At 37.2% G+C, this 17928-nt stretch carries 24 protein-coding genes, 1 tRNA gene and 1 rRNA gene; 11 read left to right on the top strand and 15 right to left on the bottom strand.

All coding sequences use genetic code 11. From position 1 onward, the window contains the following. Nucleotides 1-41 precede the first annotated feature (41 nt). On the top strand, nucleotides 42-935 hold the full coding sequence (locus tag PLI06_07910; GenBank protein HOI77516.1) for a PHP-associated domain-containing protein: 894 nt from the start codon (nucleotides 42-44) through the stop codon (nucleotides 933-935). Here PLI06_07910 and PLI06_07905 read toward each other — a convergent pair. Next, nucleotides 930-2609 (bottom strand): methylmalonyl-CoA mutase family protein, encoded by a 1680-nt coding sequence (locus PLI06_07905; protein ID HOI77515.1) that lies wholly within the window; start codon nucleotides 2607-2609, stop codon nucleotides 930-932. The two genes, PLI06_07910 and PLI06_07905, sit on opposite strands and share 6 nt — an antisense overlap. Nucleotides 2610-2705: 96 nt before the next feature. Between PLI06_07905 and PLI06_07900 the strand changes: the two genes are divergently transcribed. The 7 genes from PLI06_07900 (at nucleotide 2706) to PLI06_07870 (ending at nucleotide 6584) form a co-directional block, all read left to right on the top strand. Beyond that, nucleotides 2706-3068, top strand: a complete 363-nt coding sequence (locus PLI06_07900; GenBank protein ID HOI77514.1) for a ribonuclease III family protein — start codon at nucleotides 2706-2708, stop codon at nucleotides 3066-3068. 11 nt (nucleotides 3069-3079) lie between these two features. Next, nucleotides 3080-3685, top strand: coding sequence for a DUF99 family protein (locus tag PLI06_07895; GenBank protein HOI77513.1), 606 nt, complete (start codon nucleotides 3080-3082; stop codon nucleotides 3683-3685). After that, a complete protein-coding gene (locus PLI06_07890) occupies nucleotides 3663-4196 on the top strand; it encodes a DUF531 family protein (protein ID HOI77512.1) in 534 nt (177 codons plus the stop codon). Before PLI06_07895 ends, PLI06_07890 begins: the two co-directional genes overlap by 23 nt. A 26-nt stretch (nucleotides 4197-4222) precedes the next feature. Continuing rightward, nucleotides 4223-4294: transfer RNA gene (locus tag PLI06_07885), tRNA-Gly, on the top strand. Nucleotides 4295-4396: 102 nt separating this feature from the next. After that, entirely contained in the window at nucleotides 4397-5362 is a 966-nt protein-coding gene (locus PLI06_07880) for a zinc metalloprotease HtpX (GenBank protein ID HOI77511.1), read from the top strand. Nucleotides 5363-5379: 17 nt separating this feature from the next. Further along, a complete protein-coding gene (locus PLI06_07875) occupies nucleotides 5380-6249 on the top strand; it encodes a DMT family transporter (GenBank protein ID HOI77510.1) in 870 nt (289 codons plus the stop codon). A gap of 53 nt (nucleotides 6250-6302) precedes the next feature. Next, entirely contained in the window at nucleotides 6303-6584 is a 282-nt protein-coding gene (locus PLI06_07870; protein ID HOI77509.1) for a peptidylprolyl isomerase, read from the top strand. A 1-nt stretch (nucleotide 6585) separates the two neighbouring features. Here the strand turns inward: PLI06_07870 and PLI06_07865 are convergent, their stop codons facing one another. Next, complete coding sequence (locus tag PLI06_07865) at nucleotides 6586-6828, bottom strand: hypothetical protein (protein ID HOI77508.1); 243 nt, start codon at nucleotides 6826-6828, stop codon at nucleotides 6586-6588. A 118-nt stretch (nucleotides 6829-6946) separates the two neighbouring features. Between PLI06_07865 and PLI06_07860 the strand changes: the two genes are divergently transcribed. After that, nucleotides 6947-7537 (top strand): HAD family hydrolase, encoded by a 591-nt coding sequence (locus PLI06_07860; GenBank protein HOI77507.1) that lies wholly within the window; start codon nucleotides 6947-6949, stop codon nucleotides 7535-7537. Here PLI06_07860 and PLI06_07855 read toward each other — a convergent pair. Next, complete coding sequence (locus tag PLI06_07855) at nucleotides 7526-7669, bottom strand: 50S ribosomal protein L40e (protein HOI77506.1); 144 nt, start codon at nucleotides 7667-7669, stop codon at nucleotides 7526-7528. The two genes, PLI06_07860 and PLI06_07855, sit on opposite strands and share 12 nt — an antisense overlap. Further along, nucleotides 7669-8208, bottom strand: coding sequence for a DUF367 family protein (locus PLI06_07850; protein HOI77505.1), 540 nt, complete (start codon nucleotides 8206-8208; stop codon nucleotides 7669-7671). The genes PLI06_07855 and PLI06_07850 overlap by 1 nt, the downstream gene beginning before the upstream one ends. Nucleotides 8209-8278: 70 nt before the next feature. On the opposite strand from PLI06_07850, the gene PLI06_07845 reads away from it, so the two are divergent. Together PLI06_07845 and PLI06_07840 are read left to right on the top strand one after the other, a co-directional pair. After that, complete coding sequence (locus tag PLI06_07845; GenBank protein ID HOI77504.1) at nucleotides 8279-8929, top strand: HAD-IB family phosphatase; 651 nt, start codon at nucleotides 8279-8281, stop codon at nucleotides 8927-8929. Continuing rightward, nucleotides 8926-9159: a KEOPS complex subunit Pcc1 gene (locus tag PLI06_07840; GenBank protein HOI77503.1), complete on the top strand. Its 234-nt coding sequence runs from the start codon at nucleotides 8926-8928 to the stop codon at nucleotides 9157-9159. The genes PLI06_07845 and PLI06_07840 overlap by 4 nt, the downstream gene beginning before the upstream one ends. A gap of 12 nt (nucleotides 9160-9171) precedes the next feature. Here the strand turns inward: PLI06_07840 and PLI06_07835 are convergent, their stop codons facing one another. The 11 genes from PLI06_07835 to rrf all read right to left on the bottom strand — a co-directional run bounded on the left by PLI06_07835 (nucleotide 9172) and on the right by rrf (nucleotide 17876). Beyond that, nucleotides 9172-10413 (bottom strand): argininosuccinate synthase, encoded by a 1242-nt coding sequence (locus tag PLI06_07835; GenBank protein ID HOI77502.1) that lies wholly within the window; start codon nucleotides 10411-10413, stop codon nucleotides 9172-9174. Between the two features lie 78 nt (nucleotides 10414-10491). Beyond that, nucleotides 10492-11595 carry an NMD3-related protein gene (locus tag PLI06_07830; GenBank protein ID HOI77501.1) on the bottom strand — a complete coding sequence of 368 codons (1104 nt, stop codon included), beginning with the start codon at nucleotides 11593-11595 and terminating at the stop codon, nucleotides 10492-10494. A 52-nt stretch (nucleotides 11596-11647) separates the two neighbouring features. Further along, the gene (locus PLI06_07825) at nucleotides 11648-11950 is read right to left on the bottom strand and encodes a DUF424 family protein (protein ID HOI77500.1); all 303 of its coding nucleotides are present in this window, start codon (nucleotides 11948-11950) and stop codon (nucleotides 11648-11650) included. 7 nt (nucleotides 11951-11957) lie between these two features. Beyond that, nucleotides 11958-13883 carry a beta-CASP ribonuclease aCPSF1 gene (locus PLI06_07820; GenBank protein ID HOI77499.1) on the bottom strand — a complete coding sequence of 642 codons (1926 nt, stop codon included), beginning with the start codon at nucleotides 13881-13883 and terminating at the stop codon, nucleotides 11958-11960. 59 nt (nucleotides 13884-13942) lie between these two features. Further along, nucleotides 13943-14560 carry an archaeal proteasome endopeptidase complex subunit beta gene (psmB, locus tag PLI06_07815; GenBank protein ID HOI77498.1) on the bottom strand — a complete coding sequence of 206 codons (618 nt, stop codon included), beginning with the start codon at nucleotides 14558-14560 and terminating at the stop codon, nucleotides 13943-13945. Between the two features lie 88 nt (nucleotides 14561-14648). Beyond that, nucleotides 14649-16412: a translation initiation factor IF-2 gene (gene infB / locus PLI06_07810; GenBank protein HOI77497.1), complete on the bottom strand. Its 1764-nt coding sequence runs from the start codon at nucleotides 16410-16412 to the stop codon at nucleotides 14649-14651. A 15-nt stretch (nucleotides 16413-16427) separates the two neighbouring features. Beyond that, nucleotides 16428-16865 carry a nucleoside-diphosphate kinase gene (ndk, locus tag PLI06_07805; GenBank protein ID HOI77496.1) on the bottom strand — a complete coding sequence of 146 codons (438 nt, stop codon included), beginning with the start codon at nucleotides 16863-16865 and terminating at the stop codon, nucleotides 16428-16430. A 34-nt stretch (nucleotides 16866-16899) separates the two neighbouring features. Beyond that, nucleotides 16900-17103 (bottom strand): 50S ribosomal protein L24e, encoded by a 204-nt coding sequence (locus PLI06_07800; protein ID HOI77495.1) that lies wholly within the window; start codon nucleotides 17101-17103, stop codon nucleotides 16900-16902. Nucleotides 17104-17107: 4 nt separating this feature from the next. Next, nucleotides 17108-17326: a 30S ribosomal protein S28e gene (locus PLI06_07795; protein HOI77494.1), complete on the bottom strand. Its 219-nt coding sequence runs from the start codon at nucleotides 17324-17326 to the stop codon at nucleotides 17108-17110. A 4-nt stretch (nucleotides 17327-17330) separates the two neighbouring features. Next, entirely contained in the window at nucleotides 17331-17696 is a 366-nt protein-coding gene (rpl7ae, locus tag PLI06_07790) for a 50S ribosomal protein L7Ae (protein ID HOI77493.1), read from the bottom strand. Nucleotides 17697-17762: 66 nt separating this feature from the next. Then, nucleotides 17763-17876 (bottom strand): 5S ribosomal RNA (rrf, locus tag PLI06_07785). Nucleotides 17877-17928: the final 52 nt, after the last annotated feature.

Below are 17928 nucleotides of genomic sequence, written 5' to 3'. Positions count from 1 at the left end.
TGGGCATTAGATTTATAAGTGATTTTTTATCTGTTCATCTAATGGATTATTCTGATTCAAGGTCGGGTATGTGTAAAGTTGATACCCATATCCACACAAAATATTCTGGAAATTCTAAAAAAATCCCCGTTATTCCTGACTGTATTTCTAGGCCTGAAAAGATTCTAAAATATGCAGATAAAAGAGGAATAGATTTCTTAGCTATAACTGATCACGATACCATAAGGGGTGGAATTGAAACAGAAAAACTTGCACCTTCCAGAATAATAGTCGGAGAAGAAATATCAACATCAGATGGTGAGTTACTTGGACTTTTCTTGAATGAGACTATCCCTCCAAATTTAACCGCCGAAGAATCCATAGATAGTGTAAGGGATCAAGGTGGCCTTGCTATTGTACCTCACCCATATAGCGTAATATGCCCATGCTTTAAGGACCTTATACATAAATTGAATATCGACGGAATTGAGGTCTTCAATGCATTTCACAGAGATGGAATAATAAATAGAAAAGCATCAGAAGAAAACAAGAAAATAAAAAATGCCTCAATCGCTGGAAGTGACGCACACACCGAAAGAATGGTTGGAAATGCATACACGCTATTTGAAGGCAACACTATAGAAGATTTCTATAAGGCTGTAAAAAAGAAAAAGACGATCCCTCAGGGGCATGTAGCCTCAATGAAGCAAACTATGTTGTGGAGCTGGAATACTGGGTATTATATCATGAAAAGGTCAATGAGGAATATCGTGAAAGGAAATGAGGTCAAAAAGAATACGGGACTATTTATCGGTTCTGGAGTTTCTGTAATCCCTGTAGTCCCTATAATGATGGCATATGTTTTAAACCGTTACCATGATAAAAAGGTAAAAAAGAGTTATCCTTGGGAATCCTTTATGTTCTCTTACATGGGCTATAAAAAAAAGATATTATAATATAACAGATGATTTGTATTCTCCAAATACTTTTCTTAGGCTGTCGCTTATCTCCCCAAGTGTCGCATAAGATTTTACTGCCTCAAGTATTAATGGCATGAGATTTTTGTCGTTTCTTGCAGCATCCTCGATTTTCTCTAAAATATCTTTGACCTTGGTATTGTCTCTTTTTGCCTTTAATTTTTTTAGTTTTTCAATCTGAATTTTTTCTACTTCGGGATTTAATTTAAGAAGTTCTTCGGGCAGTTTTTCTTCCATGGTAAATTTGTTCAAGCCCACAACTATTACATCATTTTTTTCAATGGCTTTTTGATACTTGTAAGCGCTGTCCTGAATCTCCTTTTGTACATAGCCCCCTTCGATGGCTTTAACCATTCCACCAAGTGAGTCGATCTTGTCAAAATACTTAGTTACTTCAGTTTCAATCATATTTGTCAAATATTCGACATAGTATGAACCTGCAAATGGATCAACTGTGTCTGCAACACCACTTTCATGTGCTATTACCTGTTGAGTTCTAAGGGCTACTGTAACGGCTTTCTCTGAAGGAAGTGCAAGCGCCTCATCCATTGAATTTGTATGCAGTGATTGTGTTCCTCCAAGAACAGCTGCCAATGCCTGCATCGTTACCCGTATAATATTATTCTCAGGTTGCTGTGCTGTGAGGGTGCTTCCACCAGTCTGAGTGTGGAATCTCAACATCATAGCTTTTGGGTCTTTAGAGCCGAATCTTTCTTTCATTATTTTCGCCCATGTTCTTCTTGCGGCTCTGAATTTTGCTATCTCCTCTATGAAATTGTTATGCGCATTAAAAAAGAAAGATAGCCTTTTTCCAAATTCATCTACCTGTAAACCTGCTTTTATGGCCGCCTCAACGTAGGCAACACCGTCTGCAAGTGTGAACGCAACTTCTTGAGCTGCAGTTGCTCCGGCTTCCCTGATGTGGTATCCGCTTATGCTGATGGTATTCCACTCAGGAAGATTCTTAGTGCAGTACTCAAAAATATCTGTAATTATCCTCATTGATTCTTTTGGAGGAAATATATAAGTTCCTCTTGCGACATATTCCTTTAGGATATCGTTTTGTATTGTGCCTCTTAATTTTTCAGGTGCAACACCTTGTTTTTCTCCTACGGCGATATACATTGCAAGGAGAATTGCTGCTGTTGAGTTAATAGTCATGGAAGTAGAAACTTTGTCCAAGGGTATTCCCTCAAAAAGGGCCTCCATATCCTCTAGTGAATCTATAGCAACTCCAACCTTTCCAACTTCGCCAAAGCTCATTTGATTATCCGAGTCGTATCCTATCTGAGTGGGAAGGTCGAATGCAACTGAAAGTCCGGTCTGGCCTTCAGATAATAGAAACTTGTACCGCCTGTTTGTTTCCTCAGCAGAGCCAAATCCAGCGTATTGTCTCATTGTCCAGAGCTTTCCCCTGAACATATTTGGTTGTACCCCTCTAGTATAAGGATATTCTCCGGCATTGCCAAGGTCTTTTGTATAATCAAAATCAACAATATCAAGAGGAGTATATTGGACATCAACTGGGATGTCAGACGAAGTGAAAAATTCTTTTCTCCTCTCTGGAAATTTCGTTATTGTCTTTGAATACTTCTCTTTTTTCCAGAAATCAATTTTTTCTTTAAGACTAGCCAAAACAACGATATCAAACATGAAAAATCACTTTCCTATAATATTATAGAATTCACTTATTATAAGTTTTATTATCCCCCTGTGAAGACTTATAAATCAGATGAAAGGAGATTTTCCATGGAAGAAATCTCCGAAGATTCAAATCTTTCGGCCTTTGGTGATGCTGTCGTGAACTTTCTATATTCCGCTGCAAAATCAAGAGTCCAGGGTAGATACACGGGCAAGAAGGTTTCAAATATTGCCTTATCTGATGCTTTGGCAAAATCAAAAATAAAATCCCCAAGACGAAGTGACAAGAAGATGAGAGGGGATTTCGTCGAGGCCTTAATTGGCAAAGGGTATATTGAAAAAGTATTTAGTATCGATGAGGCCGTAGATATTCTTTCTGAAAAACTTGGTGGGAGAGATTTGAACGATCCTGATGAGGAAAGAAAGGCTATAGCAGAGGCGTTCTCATATTTTATTGACCACTACTTCTAGGGCTTAAACATATTAATACTAACTTCTATTCTAAGATGATGCGGATAAAGAAGGAGATAAGGATCCTTGGAATCGATGACTCAAATTTTACAAGAGATGATACTGAGGTTTTAGTCGTTGGTGCTTTAGTTAGAGGCGGATTTTGGATCGATGGCGTTCTCAGCACCTATGTTAAAAGAGACGGTCTTGACGCAACAGAAAAAATTACTAAGATGATTCTTAACGCACGTTACAAGGACTTAAGGGCGATTATGCTCAAAGGGATTACAATAGCTGGCTTCAATCTTGTGGACATTGAAAAGCTAAATCAAGATACAAGCCTGCCCGTTGTAGTTGTTATGAGAAAAATGCCGGACATTAGCTCCATAGAAAAAGCTCTTTCAAATCTAAATCATAAAACAAAACGATTAGAGATTATAAAAAAGGCCGGACAAATTTACGAGGGAAAAGTTCAAGAAAAATCGGATATTTTTTTTCAGTTTAAAGGGATTGAGGAAGACAATGCAAGAGAATTGATCAGGATTTCATCAATGCACTCTAACATTCCAGAGCCCCTAAGAGTATCCCATATTATAGCAACAGGAGTTGTTAAAGGTGAGTCAACAAAGAAACCCTAAAGGAAAAGTTACAATCTGTATTGTAAACACCTATGACAAATTGAAATGGCACGATATACATTCAAGGAATATTGCAAGAGCAGCCCCCCTGTGCCATTATACTGGATTTGACCTGTGCCTTTTTGATTTTCCGTTCAAAGAAGATTACAAAGAATTTCTTTTGAAGGAAGTAAAAGAAAACACCACCATAGGAGACGGTGGTAAGTATATCGAAGAGCTTATCAAACATGGCAAACTAGTAGCTACCGATGACCCTAACAAGCTAAAAGGTGTTTTCATATCTACTACTTCAAAGCCAGAAAAAAGTTGTGATCTGAGTACCATAGCAAAGAATATTCGAGACGGCGATGATTTTGTTTTATTTATTGGGCTTGGTAGGCGAGGCCTTCCTAGGGAGATTAGGAAGATGACAACGTATCATCTTGATATAACTGGTGAAGGTATCTCTCTTGAAACATGCACTGCAATTGGATTTATTATCGGGAGGATTTACGAAAAGATAAATTTATAAATTTGTATTAGCCACTTTTAATAGCAGCGACTGTAGTCTAGTGGTTAGGACTGGAGCTTCCCAAGCTTCAAGCGCGGGTTCGAATCCCGCCAGTCGCACTTCATTTAAGGTCAAGCAATCCTATTTTCTCAAATGATTATAAGAAATGTTTAAATATATAATAAGTATATTTAATCTTAGGGAATACTATGTGGCTTCAGATGAAAATGTATATGTTAATTGGATTAATGTTTGTGATACTATATGGATTTTTACTTTTTGTAGGGGCTGCTGTTGGTTATTCAGGCCAGAGTTTTATTAATTACTCAGTTATTTTGGCACTGGGAATGATGTTTGTACAGTATATGATTGGGCCAAAGATGGTCGAATCATCAATGAAGGTCAAATACATTACTGAAGGGGATAATCCAAAGCTTTACAGAATGGTTGAAGAACAGGCTAGAAAAGCAGGCCTGAAGAAAACACCTCGTGTTGGTGTATGTCCAACTCCAATGCCAAACGCATTTGCTTTTGGAAGATCAAAAGGCGATGCAAGGGTATGCGTTACAGAAGGTATTACAAATTTACTTTCAGAGGATGAACTTAAAGCTGTGATAGGGCACGAGATTTCTCATGTGAAACATAGTGACATGGCAATTATTACTTTACTTAGTGCTGTTCCAATGATAGCCTATTACATGTATATGTCTTCGATGTACAGTGGGAGAATGGGTACAAGTAATGACAGGAATTCCGGAGGAACAGCTATGATTGGGATAATAGCATTAGTTGTATACTTTATTACAAATCTATTAGTGATGTATGGATCAAGAATAAGGGAATACTATGCAGACAAAGGAAGCGCGGAAATAGGAAATGAACCTCATCAATTAGCATCGGCACTTTACAAACTTACATATGGCACCGCAAAGACACCAAAACGAGAAGTGCAGAGATTAGAAGGAATCAAAGCTTTCTTCTTAAATGATCCAACTAGGGCGATGGGCGATTTTAATGAGCTTACTGAAGTAGATAGAGATATGAGCGGTACTATTGACAGAAATGAACTTGCATCCGTAAGACAAGGAGGGATTAGAGTTGGCACATCTGCCAGCATAATGGAGCTCATGAGCACACATCCCAACATGCTTAAACGAATAAAACATCTCTCCGAGCTAGATAAGTAGAAGGAAAAAGATGCCCAATGAAATTAAAAACATTCCTTGAGTTACTAGCTCTAGTCCTGATTTGGTCGGGATCGTGGATTGCAATAAAGTGGGGATTGACAGAAATCCCCCCATACTCTCTTGCATTCTTTAGATTTCTTATTGCGTGCCCTGTAATTGTTGCTATTACATATCACCTTGAGGGTAAGAAGAGTCTTAGAATTAATAAAAATGAAATTATTACTTTTTCAATTCTTGGACTTCTTGGTGTTACCCTAGTCCAGGGAATTCAAGTATACGCATTAAAATTTACATCTGCGATAAACTCATCAATCCTGATAAATTTCAATGTCCCTTTCATAGCTATCTTTGCAATGATTTTTCTTGGCGAAGCCATTCACAAAAAAACAGCTTTTGGAATATTTGTTTCATTTATTGGTGCAGCCATAATTGTAGTCAATGGTTCACTCTCAGGATTTCAGAAGATCAATATTGGAGACATTCTAATAGTATTAACTGGCATATTCTGGGCAGCTTATTCTGTTGCCGGAAAAAAAACGATGGAGCAAAGAACTCCTTTATCTATGACCTCTTTTTCATTCCTATTTGGGACCATATTTTTGTTTCCAATGGCACTGTTTGAATCTAGATTTTCGTTCATTGGTGGGGTCACAATGTTGGGCGTAGGCTCTGTTTTATACCTCTCTCTTTTATGCTCAGTATACGCATACATATGCTGGAACAGATCAATGAAATGTGAAAAAGCCTCCAATGTTGCAATGTTTTTGTACTTTGTTCCTGTTGTTACTGCAATAATGGCTTGGTTTCTCCTTGGAGAGGTAATTACAATATTCACAGTGCTTGGCGGTATACTCGTTATCTTTGGGGTATATCTTGCAGAAAGATAATTATCATAGAAATATTCAGTAACTCTTTTATATATTATTTTTAAATCGGATTTATGGTAAAAGAAGTCCATGCTGCACATATTCTAGTTAAATCAGAAGAACTTGCAAAAGAAGTTCTTGAAAAAATAAAGAGAGGAGACAACTTCTCTGAACTAGCAAAAAAATTTTCCCAATGCCCTTCGGGTAAAAAGGGGGGAGATCTGGGATTTTTCTCGAGACAGAAGATGGTAAAGGAATTTGAAAAGGCAGCTTTTGAAGGGAATGTGGGGTCTGTAGTTGGGCCTGTTAAAACACAGTTTGGCTGGCATCTAATAAAAATACTTGAAAAAAAGTAATTTATCTCTTCAATTTTGTCATTATTTCTTCCCAGTCGTCATATATTACTATCTCGGCCATCTGAGTCTTTTCATTTTCTTTTATTACTAAATCCCCGTATTTACTGAAGAATCTCATGAGATCCTTCAAGTCAAGTAATTCCTTCACCCAGCATTTGTTTATTTTATCAAATTGCGCATCAATGCATGGAGGGTCTTCAGGATTGGAATTGCCTTTACTAACTCTTGATATTATAAATCTCATTTTATCCCTCCTCCTGTTTTTATAAAAATAAATTATAATCCAAATAATAATTATATACTCCAAATCTTATATATTTTACTATAACAAAACTTAAATAAAGAATTCTAACCTTACGCTTATGGAAATAGAAGCTATTGTTTTCGATGTCGATGGTGTTTTGCTTGACTCTTTTGAAAGTTGGTTTACCTCTTTTAATCAAACTTTAGTCGAGTTTGAGAAAAATCCTGTTGATAGACAGACTTACAGAGAGATATTCTGGGGCCCTTCAGTTGAAGAGGACTTGAAAAGATACGGCCTTGGCAAAGATGCGGTCGAGGCAGCACTGAGAAATCAAAGGAATAATGTACATTTGATGAAACTATATGAAAAGGTCCATGAGACTCTAGACGCTTTAGGAAAATTTAAGCTTGGCGTTGCAACAAACACCCCAAAGAAGAATCTTGACAAAACATTTAGTTATTTTGATCTTCATAAGTATTTTGAAGTTGTAATGTGCCTTGATGATGTCGAACGGCCAAAACCGCACCCAGACATGCTTCTAAAAGCATCAGAAATACTAAAAGTGCCAATTACAAAGATGGTGTTTATAGGAGATACCAAATCTGATATGGCTGCAGCTAAAGGTGCTGGATGTCATTTTATAGGAATAAAAATAGGAGATAAAAAAGTTGATGGAATAAAAGATTTACTACCTATTTTATACTCTTGATTCTTTTGCTTTTCCTCTCAATCCTGCGTATCCACACTTTCTGCAGCTTTCAGCTTTCCATGGATTTCTCGCGTTACATTTCATGCAAATTTTTACATGAAAAAGTCTCTTTTCTGCTAACTCGTTCTTCATTACATCTCCCCTATAGAACTTTTTCTGTCCTTAATCCCTTTTAAATATTTCTCTTGGAAATCTAAAACTTCTTCTGCATCCTTAGATTTTGAATAGCCTTCTAGTAATTCCTTATTAATTTTAAAAAACTCTTGTCCCCAATTGAAGGTCGATAGGACCTTTATAGCCTGCTCCTTCTCCCTCAATATATATAATGCCCCTGAAAACGCTTCAGCTGTAGATAGTTTTCCCGGTTTACCATAGTTTACTGGATTTGAAGGAACTAAGAATGGCAGAATCCTCCCTTGTACCCTTGATTTGATCTTATCAAAGCTTCTCTCCGCTTCCACCCAAGAACAGTCAAGTGCTACGATGCCATTCTTTGAGAATTTAACATCTTCTGGGGACAGCACTTCTCTTGAGAAGGGATTTAAGAGAATACAATTATTCGGTAAACTCTTTAAGTTTTTTACAAATGTAACTTCGCCAAATTTTAGTAGCCTGTGGGCAGTACATTTCTTGGGATCATCCTGGCCTAGATTATAGACGATGAGCTTCACAACTGTCAAATATTACGCCACATTAAAAGATTTTCTAAAGTTTTAAATACGGTGACTATTTTTTTAATTTATGGTCAGTGCTATATTCTTTGATTTAGACGGGGTACTCATAGAATCCCATTCCTCGTGGGAAAGGCTCCATGAATATTTCGGTGCAAATGAGGAAAAGAGGAAAGAAAACATGCGCCGGTATTTCTCAAAAGAAATAGACTATGGCCAATGGATAAGAGAAGACGTTTCTTTGTGGAAAAAGGATGGGAGGCTCCCTCACAAAAGTGAAGTTGAGAAAGCCCTCAAGAATTATGTTTTTATCGATGGGGCTAGAGAATGCGTTCGAATCTTAAAGGAAAATGAATTAAAACTTTTTATTATTTCTGCGGGCATTGATTTGTTAGCCCAAAATGCAGGAAGTGTATTAGGCATATATGATATTTGGGCTAATGGATTTCAGTATGATGAAAAAGGATATCTTACAGGAAGGGATGTCTGGAGAGTTGATCTGTTAAGGAAGGATATCATCATAAATAAGATTATGGAAAAAAATGACTTTAAAAAAGAAGATATAATGTCAATAGGAGATTCAAAATACGACATCCCTATGTTTTGCTTATCAGGCCTCTCTATCGCATTTGATCCAAAAGATGAAGAGGTTAAAAATGAAGCAGATATTACTATCTGTGAAAGAAACCTTTTAAGGATTTTAGAGTATATTGAATTATGAATGATGCCAAGATTGAAATTGTCTACATCCATGAAAAAGCAAACGACATAGAAAGGCTTCTAAGAATTGAAGAAAATAGCTCTCCTTTTTATAAGACAAAATCTAAGATTGAAGCAGAAGGCAATTCTCTAAAAATTACTATAGAATCAGAAGACATACCAGCACTACGAGGTTCTTTTAATACTTTCATGAACTGGCTTATTGCCATAGAAGAAGGAATGAAATTATAAAAAAATAAAAAATTATTTTAGTCCTAGTGTTTTCTTGTTTAGGATAACCTTGTGTGCTTTTAGCCTAATAGCGTTTATCCTTATGAATCCCTTGGAATCGGTCTGATCGAATCCACCCTCGACATCCATGCTTGATAGTTCTTTGTTGTATAGTGATGTAGGTGACTCTCTTCCAAGCATCATTACGTTGCCCTTGTATAGTCCAACTACAACTTTTCCGTCGATAAACTCTTGACTCTTGTTAAATGCTGCCATTAAAAAGTCCATTTCTGGGGAGTACCAGAATCCGTTGTATATTAGCTCTGCAAACTTTGGCTCGAGTATCTGTTTGATATGCATGACTTCCCTGTCCATTACTATTCCTTCAATGTCCCTGTGAGCTGCCCATAAAATTGTAGCGCCTGGAGTTTCATATACTCCTCTACTCTTGATACCAACAAACCTGTTCTCAACGATATCTATCCTACCGACACCGTTTTCTTTTGCAAGCTCATTTAAGTATAGGAAAAGTTCTAAAGGTTTAGTTTTTACAGTTCCATCATTTTTATTTGTAACTTTTATTGGAAGTCCATTTTTGAAATCTATTTCTATTACTGTTTGTTTATTTGGAGCATCCATTGGAGATTTTGTTATCTCAAACATGTCTTCAGTTGGGGTAAGCATTGTATCTTCTAAAATGCCCGCCTCGTGGCTTAGGTGCATCAGATTGCCATCTTCACTGTAAGGTTTTGAAACTGAAGCCTTAATTGGTATTCCTTTTGCTTCAGCGTATTTTATCAAGTCGCTCCTTCCCTGGAACTGTTGTAAATATTTTGGAATTTTCCAAGGTGCAATTACATGGATAGAAGGATTTAAGGCATAATAAGTAAGTTCAAATCTAACCTGATCATTACCCTTTCCTGTAGCTCCGTGCGCAACATATTTTGCTTTTTCTTTTTGAGCAATTTCAATCTGTTTCTTTGCAATTAAAGGCCTTGCAAGGGATGTACCTAAAAGGTATCTGTTTTCATACATCGCATTTCCTTTCAATGCTTGGAAGATGAAGTCTGTGACAAACTCCGTCCTCAAATCTTCAACATAGACCTTCGTTGCTCCGCATTTTATTGCTTTTTCTTTAGCTGCCTTGAGGTCTTCATCCTGCCCCACATCAGCTATGAAACATATGACATCATATCCTTCATCTATCAACCAAGTCAAGATGACGCTGGTATCAAGACCGCCAGAATAAGCCAAAACAACTTTATCTTTTACCATTAGAATCGCCGTGCATGAGGTATAAAAATTGCTTAAAAGAATAACGACCGAGTTGAAACTTTTTATATCCTAATTGTTTTAAATAATACTTTCTTGTTCAATAATAATGACCCTATTGTCTATGATTACTCCTTTGACATTATCCCCTGTTTTTAATTCTCTTTTTAGATGAACTTCATCTCTTGAAACATAAAAGGTTTCATAATCTCCTGCTAATTTCATCATCTGGTATCTTTCAGGCGTTACCTCTGTTACTGAAAGGTCTATAGTTTCAAGTAATTCCTTATCGATTATTCTCATCGTCTCTTTTTTGATATCCTTTTCAAACTCTTTTCCTTTAATACTTAATATACTTCCATCTTCAAGAGATGTGAGTTTGAAGTTATCACCTGCGATATCAATTAAATACAAATGACCACGATAGAATGCATACCTTTGTGCCATATTTTTTAATCTCACAGTTACAGTTGTCCTGTAAATCTTTTTCCCTGAATCTCTGTCAAGGCCCATGAGTTTGTGTGCTTCCCCCATAGAACCGCTGAATCTCTTGATTAGCTCATTTGCGATCTTTCTTGCTGCAGATAAAGATCCCATATAGATGTCAATTCCCTCTTTGAGTTCTTCAACCCTTGCAATAAAAGCCATTCTATCTTTTGAAATCAGCCTATCCGATATATCGTCGATAATTTCAAGTATTTCATTTGCTCTTTCTAACTCAATTTTTTTCTCATCATTTCTTATCTGGAGTATTGCTTCGTAATATCCACCGTAAAATCTTGAGCATCTCTTGCACTGCTCACCGGAAAGCATTATTTCAGTTGAAGCTTCCATGTCAAATGAAGAATCATCGCAAAATGGCCTTATGATAAGCCTGATTTTAGTAATATTGCCTTCTTCAGATAACTCAACTTTAGCTTGAATATCTTTTTTTGTTATAGAAAATTCTTTAACAAACTCGACATCTAAATTTGAAGAAACATTATTTTCTAGTGTTTCATTTATGAAGGAGATCTTATCTCCTAGGGTCTTCCACCTGTTTGTATAATAGGAATTACAACTTTTGCAGTAAGGTACCTTTATCTTTCCAGGTATAGAAAATTGAAAAGATTCTCTTAAGTAGCAAACTCTACATCTGCCATCAGTAAGAGTCTCCTCCTTGCCACAAACAAAGCACTTTTCCATAATATAAAGAAAAAGATATTGTTTAAATTACTTTTTATAAAAGAATTAGATTTCACATCTTGACGCTCTGGGCATGCACAGTACCACCTATAGCTAAAACACATTCTTTGCTTATGAGCCCTTCTCCCAAAGCTATATCTATAATCTCTTTACCGACAAGATTGAGGATAGTTGCATCTTTCATTAGGCACAATATTTCCTCTTTTTGACCTTTATTTTTCCCATAAAAGGATTTTTTTACATCTAGTTTTATTCCTTTTTCATTGCAACAGAAGGTGTTTTCAAGTGTATCCTCATCACAGACTGCGACCATTGTCTCATGCCCATGATGATATACAGCGTAATAAAATTCCATAATACACCTAGCTTAATCTTATTGTTTCAAGATTTGATGGTGCTTTAGTTTCTATTCTAAACTTTCTATAAATTGTGCTTGCAAAGTCGGTACATTTTGCAGGATCTCCATGGCCAGTTATTATTTTTTCGGGCCTTGGATTTAGTCTCTTGATAAATTCCATTAATCCATTCCTATCAGTGTGACCTGAAAATCCATCAACCGTGTAAACTTTCATTCTGATGTTAATCAGTTCGTTCTTGCCGTTTGTTCCCATGTGTGGGAGTTCGGTCATACCTTTCTGGACCTTTCTTCCAAGAGACCCTTCGCCCTGGTAGCTTACAAAGACTATTGAGTTTCTAACATCGTCCGCTAATGCCTTAAAGTATTCAACTGATGGCCCCCCTACAAGCATACCGCTAGTTGCAAGTATAATACATGGTGGACCTTCAAGTATACTCTTTCTTTTGTCATTAGTTTTTACATTTTCAAAAGTCTCGGACAGGAATGGATTCTTTCCCTGATGGAATATCATCTCTCTTATCTCCTTGGATAGGTATTCCGGGTATGCAGTGTGTATAGCAGTTGCTTCCCAAATCATTCCATCAAGGTAGACTGGCATTTTTTCCAATGCTCCTCCTTCCATGAGCTCTTCTAAGACGAGCATAATTTCTTGGGACCTTCCAACTGAAAGTACTGGAATTAAGACTTTACCGCCTTGAGAAGTAGTGTCATAGATTATCTTCAAAAGATTCTTTTCTGCCTCTCCCCTTGGCATCTGCATATCATGGGATCCACCGTATGTTGCTTCAATTATAAGCGATTCAAGACGTGGGAACTTGAAGCTGGCCTTTTCTAATAGCTTGGATGACTCAAAGTTAAAGTCGCCACTATATACAATATTATGGAGTCCGTTTCCAACATGCAAGTGAACCATAGCCGACCCAAGAATATGGCCTGCATTATGAAATGTTATCCTGATATCTGGTGAGATATCCCTTACCTCTTTATAGTCAACAGGAATAGTATGGTGAATGACACTCTTAACATCCTTTTTTGTATAAGGCGAGGGATGATTTTCTTTAAACGCTATATCGATATAGTCAAGCTGCAACATAGTCATGAGATCTCTTGTTGGAGGGGTACAATAGACAGGGCCCTCATACCCATATTTGTATAGATAAGGAACAAATCCGCAGTGATCAAGGTGCGCATGACTTATTATAACTGCGTCGAGCTCCTTTGCGCCAAGGAGGTATTTGAATTCTGGGGCGTCTAAATGAGGATATGCGTGTTTTGGATCATTTGTTGCAACGTTGACACCACAGTCCAATAAAACTTTAGACTCTGGGGTCTGAAGTAAAATACATGATCTTCCTACTTCTCTAAATCCTCCTAAAAGAGAAATTCTGATCCATTCAGAGCGTACATCCTGGGACCTGTATATCCTGTGACCGATTTTCTTTAAAATCGCTTTTCTCTCGTCAGCCTCTTTCTGAAGTGTGGATCTGACAGCCTTAATAGTATCTGACTGCAAAGGAGGGCTTCTCCTAACAATAGGTGCCCATCTTACGACCCTTGTTATGTCTCTTAAGGTCTGCCCAGATTTACCTATGACAAGGCCAGGTTTTTTTGCCTCGATTATTACTTCTGAGGCTGAAGGATCAAAAGTAATATCTGTTATCTCAGCCTCATCTGGGACAATATTTTTAATTTTGTTTACGGCATCTTCTTCCGTAGTAAGAACAGCAGAATCAGGTTTTACAATGATCCTTTTCCTCAAGTTCTTCGCTAGCTCTTTTACTATTTCACCGTCGTCAACTAGCATCCCGGGATTTCTGGTGTATATAACGACCTCTGGACCTTCGAAGTCAATATTTGTAATGACTGCACCTGGAGGTATATTTTCCGTTACAACGTTTTTAATTTCTTTAAGTATCTCCTCTGAAGACAAGAACTCACCTAATTTCTTAAGAATTATAGATAAATAATAATTAAAATAAAAATAGAGAATTAATTCTGATTCGATAATCCAATAATTTCTTCATCAGAAAGCTCTCTGTAGCCGTCTTTATCAATAACGGCCATTGTGATGCCATTTCCAGTGGCAAGGTCTCTCTCTATTGCAGCCTTAATGGCCTTTATCGCAACAAATGCACCTTCTTCCCAGCCCATGTTTTCCTTATACATAGATTCCAGAACACCATATGCTACAAGTGAACCTGAGCCAGTTGAAATAGCCTTATCTTCATTAACCCCTCCAATAGGGTCTATAGAATATGCTATTGGTTTATCGTCAAATCCTGCTACTACAAGCCATGCTATCAATGGGTAGTATCTCTGGCCATGGAGTATATGTGAAGTCAGCGTGGCAAGTGACCTAGTAGACATCTTTGTACCGTTTTTCATCTTGTATAAATTTACTTCAGCCTTTAAGGATCCAATCAAACTCTGGATATCCCCGACACTCCCGGCAACTGTTGCCCCGATGTAATCGTCAATCTGATATACTTTCTTTACATTTTTGTGGGCTACTAAATAACCCATAGACGCTCTTCTATCTGTTGCTAGCACTACAGCATCCTTACATACAATAGCTACTGTAGTAGTACCTTTTTTAACATCTTCCACTAAATCACCTCAAAATAATTACTTAAATAATAAGAAGTTAACAAATTTCTATAACTTAAAATCATATTTAAACCTTTTGGTAATAAAATTATATGCCCCAAAGGGAGTCCTCCTTCCTTTTTATGACAATAAACTCTTCAAGGACTTCCTTTTCATCCTCTGTTAGTTCATTATAAATCTCAAACTTTAATTTTTTATAATCTGGAAGCGGGATATTTACATAGAGCATATCCCCCTCCTTTATTTGCCTTCCAACTGTTGGACCATCAATTGCACATGCTATTTCTTTGCCTTGTAAGGCTTCTTTTAGAAAATCATTCTTGTCTTTTAGAGTCTTGACTGTTCCAATGTTTTTCCCATCCTCTTTTAGCAGAGAAACGTCAGTTTTTATTCTCCCACGCAATACTTTAATTCCAACTATTGCTGGTTTGGTAACTCTAAAGACATGATGATGCATAAGTTCTATTTTTCCAGGCCTTATAATTCCTTCAAACTTCCTTTTCTTTTCCTTTTCAACTTCTTCTTTCTTCCAAGCCTCGTAGTCTTCGATTAATTTATAGATAATGTCACTTTCAAATATTTTTATTTCTTCTTTAGTCGCTACTTCTCTTGCGTCAGGCAAGACTTTTGAGTTGAATGCAAAAACAACGGCCGTGACTTTATCGTCTGTCTTAACCGATTTGGCCTCAATTATGTCCTGTTTTGTAACATCGCCGATATCTGCTCTTCTTATACCAATACCTAGTTCTTTTAGTTCCATCACTATTGCTTCAAGACTTCCAAGCGTGTCGGTCTTTATTACAACACCAGAGATATTACTTTCAATTTTAATTGATTTAATTTCCTTTGAGAGTTCGCTCTTAGTTTTTTCTATATCTGTGGCCACATAAAGAGGGGCCCCTGCCAATGCTTTGTCAAGATCTGGTGCAGAAATTTTTATCCCGGCTGCGGCATACTGAGATTCAACTGAATCAAACTTTTTCCTTGGATCTCGTATCTCATCAAGTGGCTTCGGCTTTAGTAAAGCCCTGACAGTTGTAACATATATGCCATCTTTTCCACCAAAAACTATGTTGTCCTTTTTCTTAACAACTCCATCATATACTATAACGTCAAGTGTCATGCCAAGCCCCTTTTCTTCCTTGACCTCTAGTATTGTGCACTTACCGGGATCATTTTCATCAATTTCTAGTTTGTCTTTCAAAAATTTCTGAGAAAGACCCGCTATAAGGAGAAGAAGGTCAGATACACCCATACCAGTTTTAGCCGATATAGGCACCATTGCAATCTTTTTAGTATAATCTGAAATTTTATTGTATAAATCACAATCAAATCCCTGCTCATACATCTTCGCCTGGAAATCCCATATCTTTTGGTCGAGCAGTGATTTAACATTTTCATTCTGTTTGGATATTACGTTGCCAAAAGAAGACTTCGGAATTACATTGAATCCATTAATCCTGTCAATCTTGTTTAAGGCCATTACAAAAGGCGTCTTGTAATTCTTAAGGATATTTATGCTTTCTAGAGTCTGGGGTTGCAATCCCTCATTTATATCAACTATCAAAACAGCCAAATCGGAGAGAGAACCGCCCCTTGACCTAAGATTGGTGAATGCTTTGTGGCCGGGTGTGTCAATAAAAAGTAATCCCGGAAGTTTAATGCCCCATTTTTCAAAATCTTTTCCGCAAATGGCCTTCACTGTGTCAATGGGCACCTCTGTAGCACCTATATGCTGAGTAATTCCGCCTGCCTCTCTTGAAGCAACGGCAGTACCTCTAATATAATCTAAAAGAGATGTCTTCCCATGGTCTACATGCCCTAAAACAGAGATAATCGGCTGCCTTATCATTTAAACAACGATCTATTATTTATTGTAATTAAAAACTTCTTGATCTTTGAAGAATAATGAAATTTCTCTCTTTGCACTCTCTGGAGAATCGGAGGCATGGATTACATTCAATATATCATTTCCTTTTTTGTATCCAAAGTCTCCCCTTATGCTTCCAGGAGCTGCTTTGTGAGGATCTGTTGCACCACATAAAGTCCTTATCACTGTTATGGCATCGTCTCCTTCAATGACTCCAAGAACAACTGGGCATGAAGTAATGTAGCTAATAAGACTGTCATAGAAGTGTTTCCCCTTGTGCTCTGCGTAATGTGTTCCAGCTTTTTCTTTAGAAATCCATTCCATCTTCAAAGCAGATATCTTCAATCCCTTTGCTTCAATTCTGGACAAAACATTTCCAATGTTTGACCTCATTATAGTATCAGGTTTTAAAATAATTAAAGTTTTTTCGCTCATGCTAAACACCAATTAAAAAAATATATTAATAAAATTATTTTTTAGTTCTAAGGGCCTTTTCTTTTCTGTACTCTTCGGTCCATTTGATTTTTCTTGGCTTTCTATGCAGGCCAACCATATTTTTTTCGCACTTTCGAGTACAAAAGTTATAGATAACTCCATCTTTTCTCACTAAAATAAGGCCTGTTCCAGGAGCTATTGGATCTCCACAAAAAGAACAGCTAACTTTTCTTGGCATGGTCTCACCTTGGCGTCTTTATCTCCTTTGCTTCTCTTTCAGTTTCCTTTAGAACAACAATGTCTCCGACTTTTACCGGGCCTCGTAGGTTTCTTGTGATGACTCTGTCTTTATCCATTCCATCGAGTACTTTGACCCTTACCTGAAATATGTCACCAGTTACGCCAGTACGAACGACAATCTCCAAAACTTCTGCCGGTATCCCTTTATCTATTTCGGCCATTGAATCACTTTCTAAGTTCTTTTACCTTGACAATGATGTCATCGATAAGATCCTTAGCCTTGCCCTCTTTTATTACTGCAACAGCTGCTGTTGAAACATCAATACCTATTGCTGCTCCTAGTTCATCCTTTCTTGGAACGTAGATATATGGAATTTCTTTTTCATCACAAATTAAGGGTATGTGCGCAATTATTTCTTCAGGGGTTATATCCTCTGCAAGGTAAACTAATTTTGCAATACCTCTCTCAACAGCCTTTGTTGTTTCATTTGCACCTTTCTTTAACTTTCCTGTGTCCCTTACCATCTCAAGAGATTCGTAAGATTTGTTTGCTAACTCTTCAGGGACTTTGAATTTAACATAAACTGCCATTAAAACACCTCATTCCTCAAAACATATAGTTTCTCATCAGTCGGCTAGTATAGCCAAGAATATAAAGGCCGGCGACGTTGTGATGTTCCCGCTACTAGCAGTACAAATCACGACGCAGAGAGTCTTAACTTCTGGGTTCGGGATGAGTCCAGGTGTATCACTCTCGCTGTGGTCGCCGTACCATTCCAGAATAATTATAGTTGGTATTTAAAGCTTTCGATAGGCCACCATA

The organism is Methanofastidiosum sp. (genome assembly GCA_035362715.1).
Taxonomy (GTDB): domain Archaea; phylum Methanobacteriota_B; class Thermococci; order Methanofastidiosales; family Methanofastidiosaceae; genus Methanofastidiosum.
The sequence above is the reverse complement of the archived record's forward strand: the minus strand, read 5'-3'. Positions and strand labels throughout refer to the sequence as shown.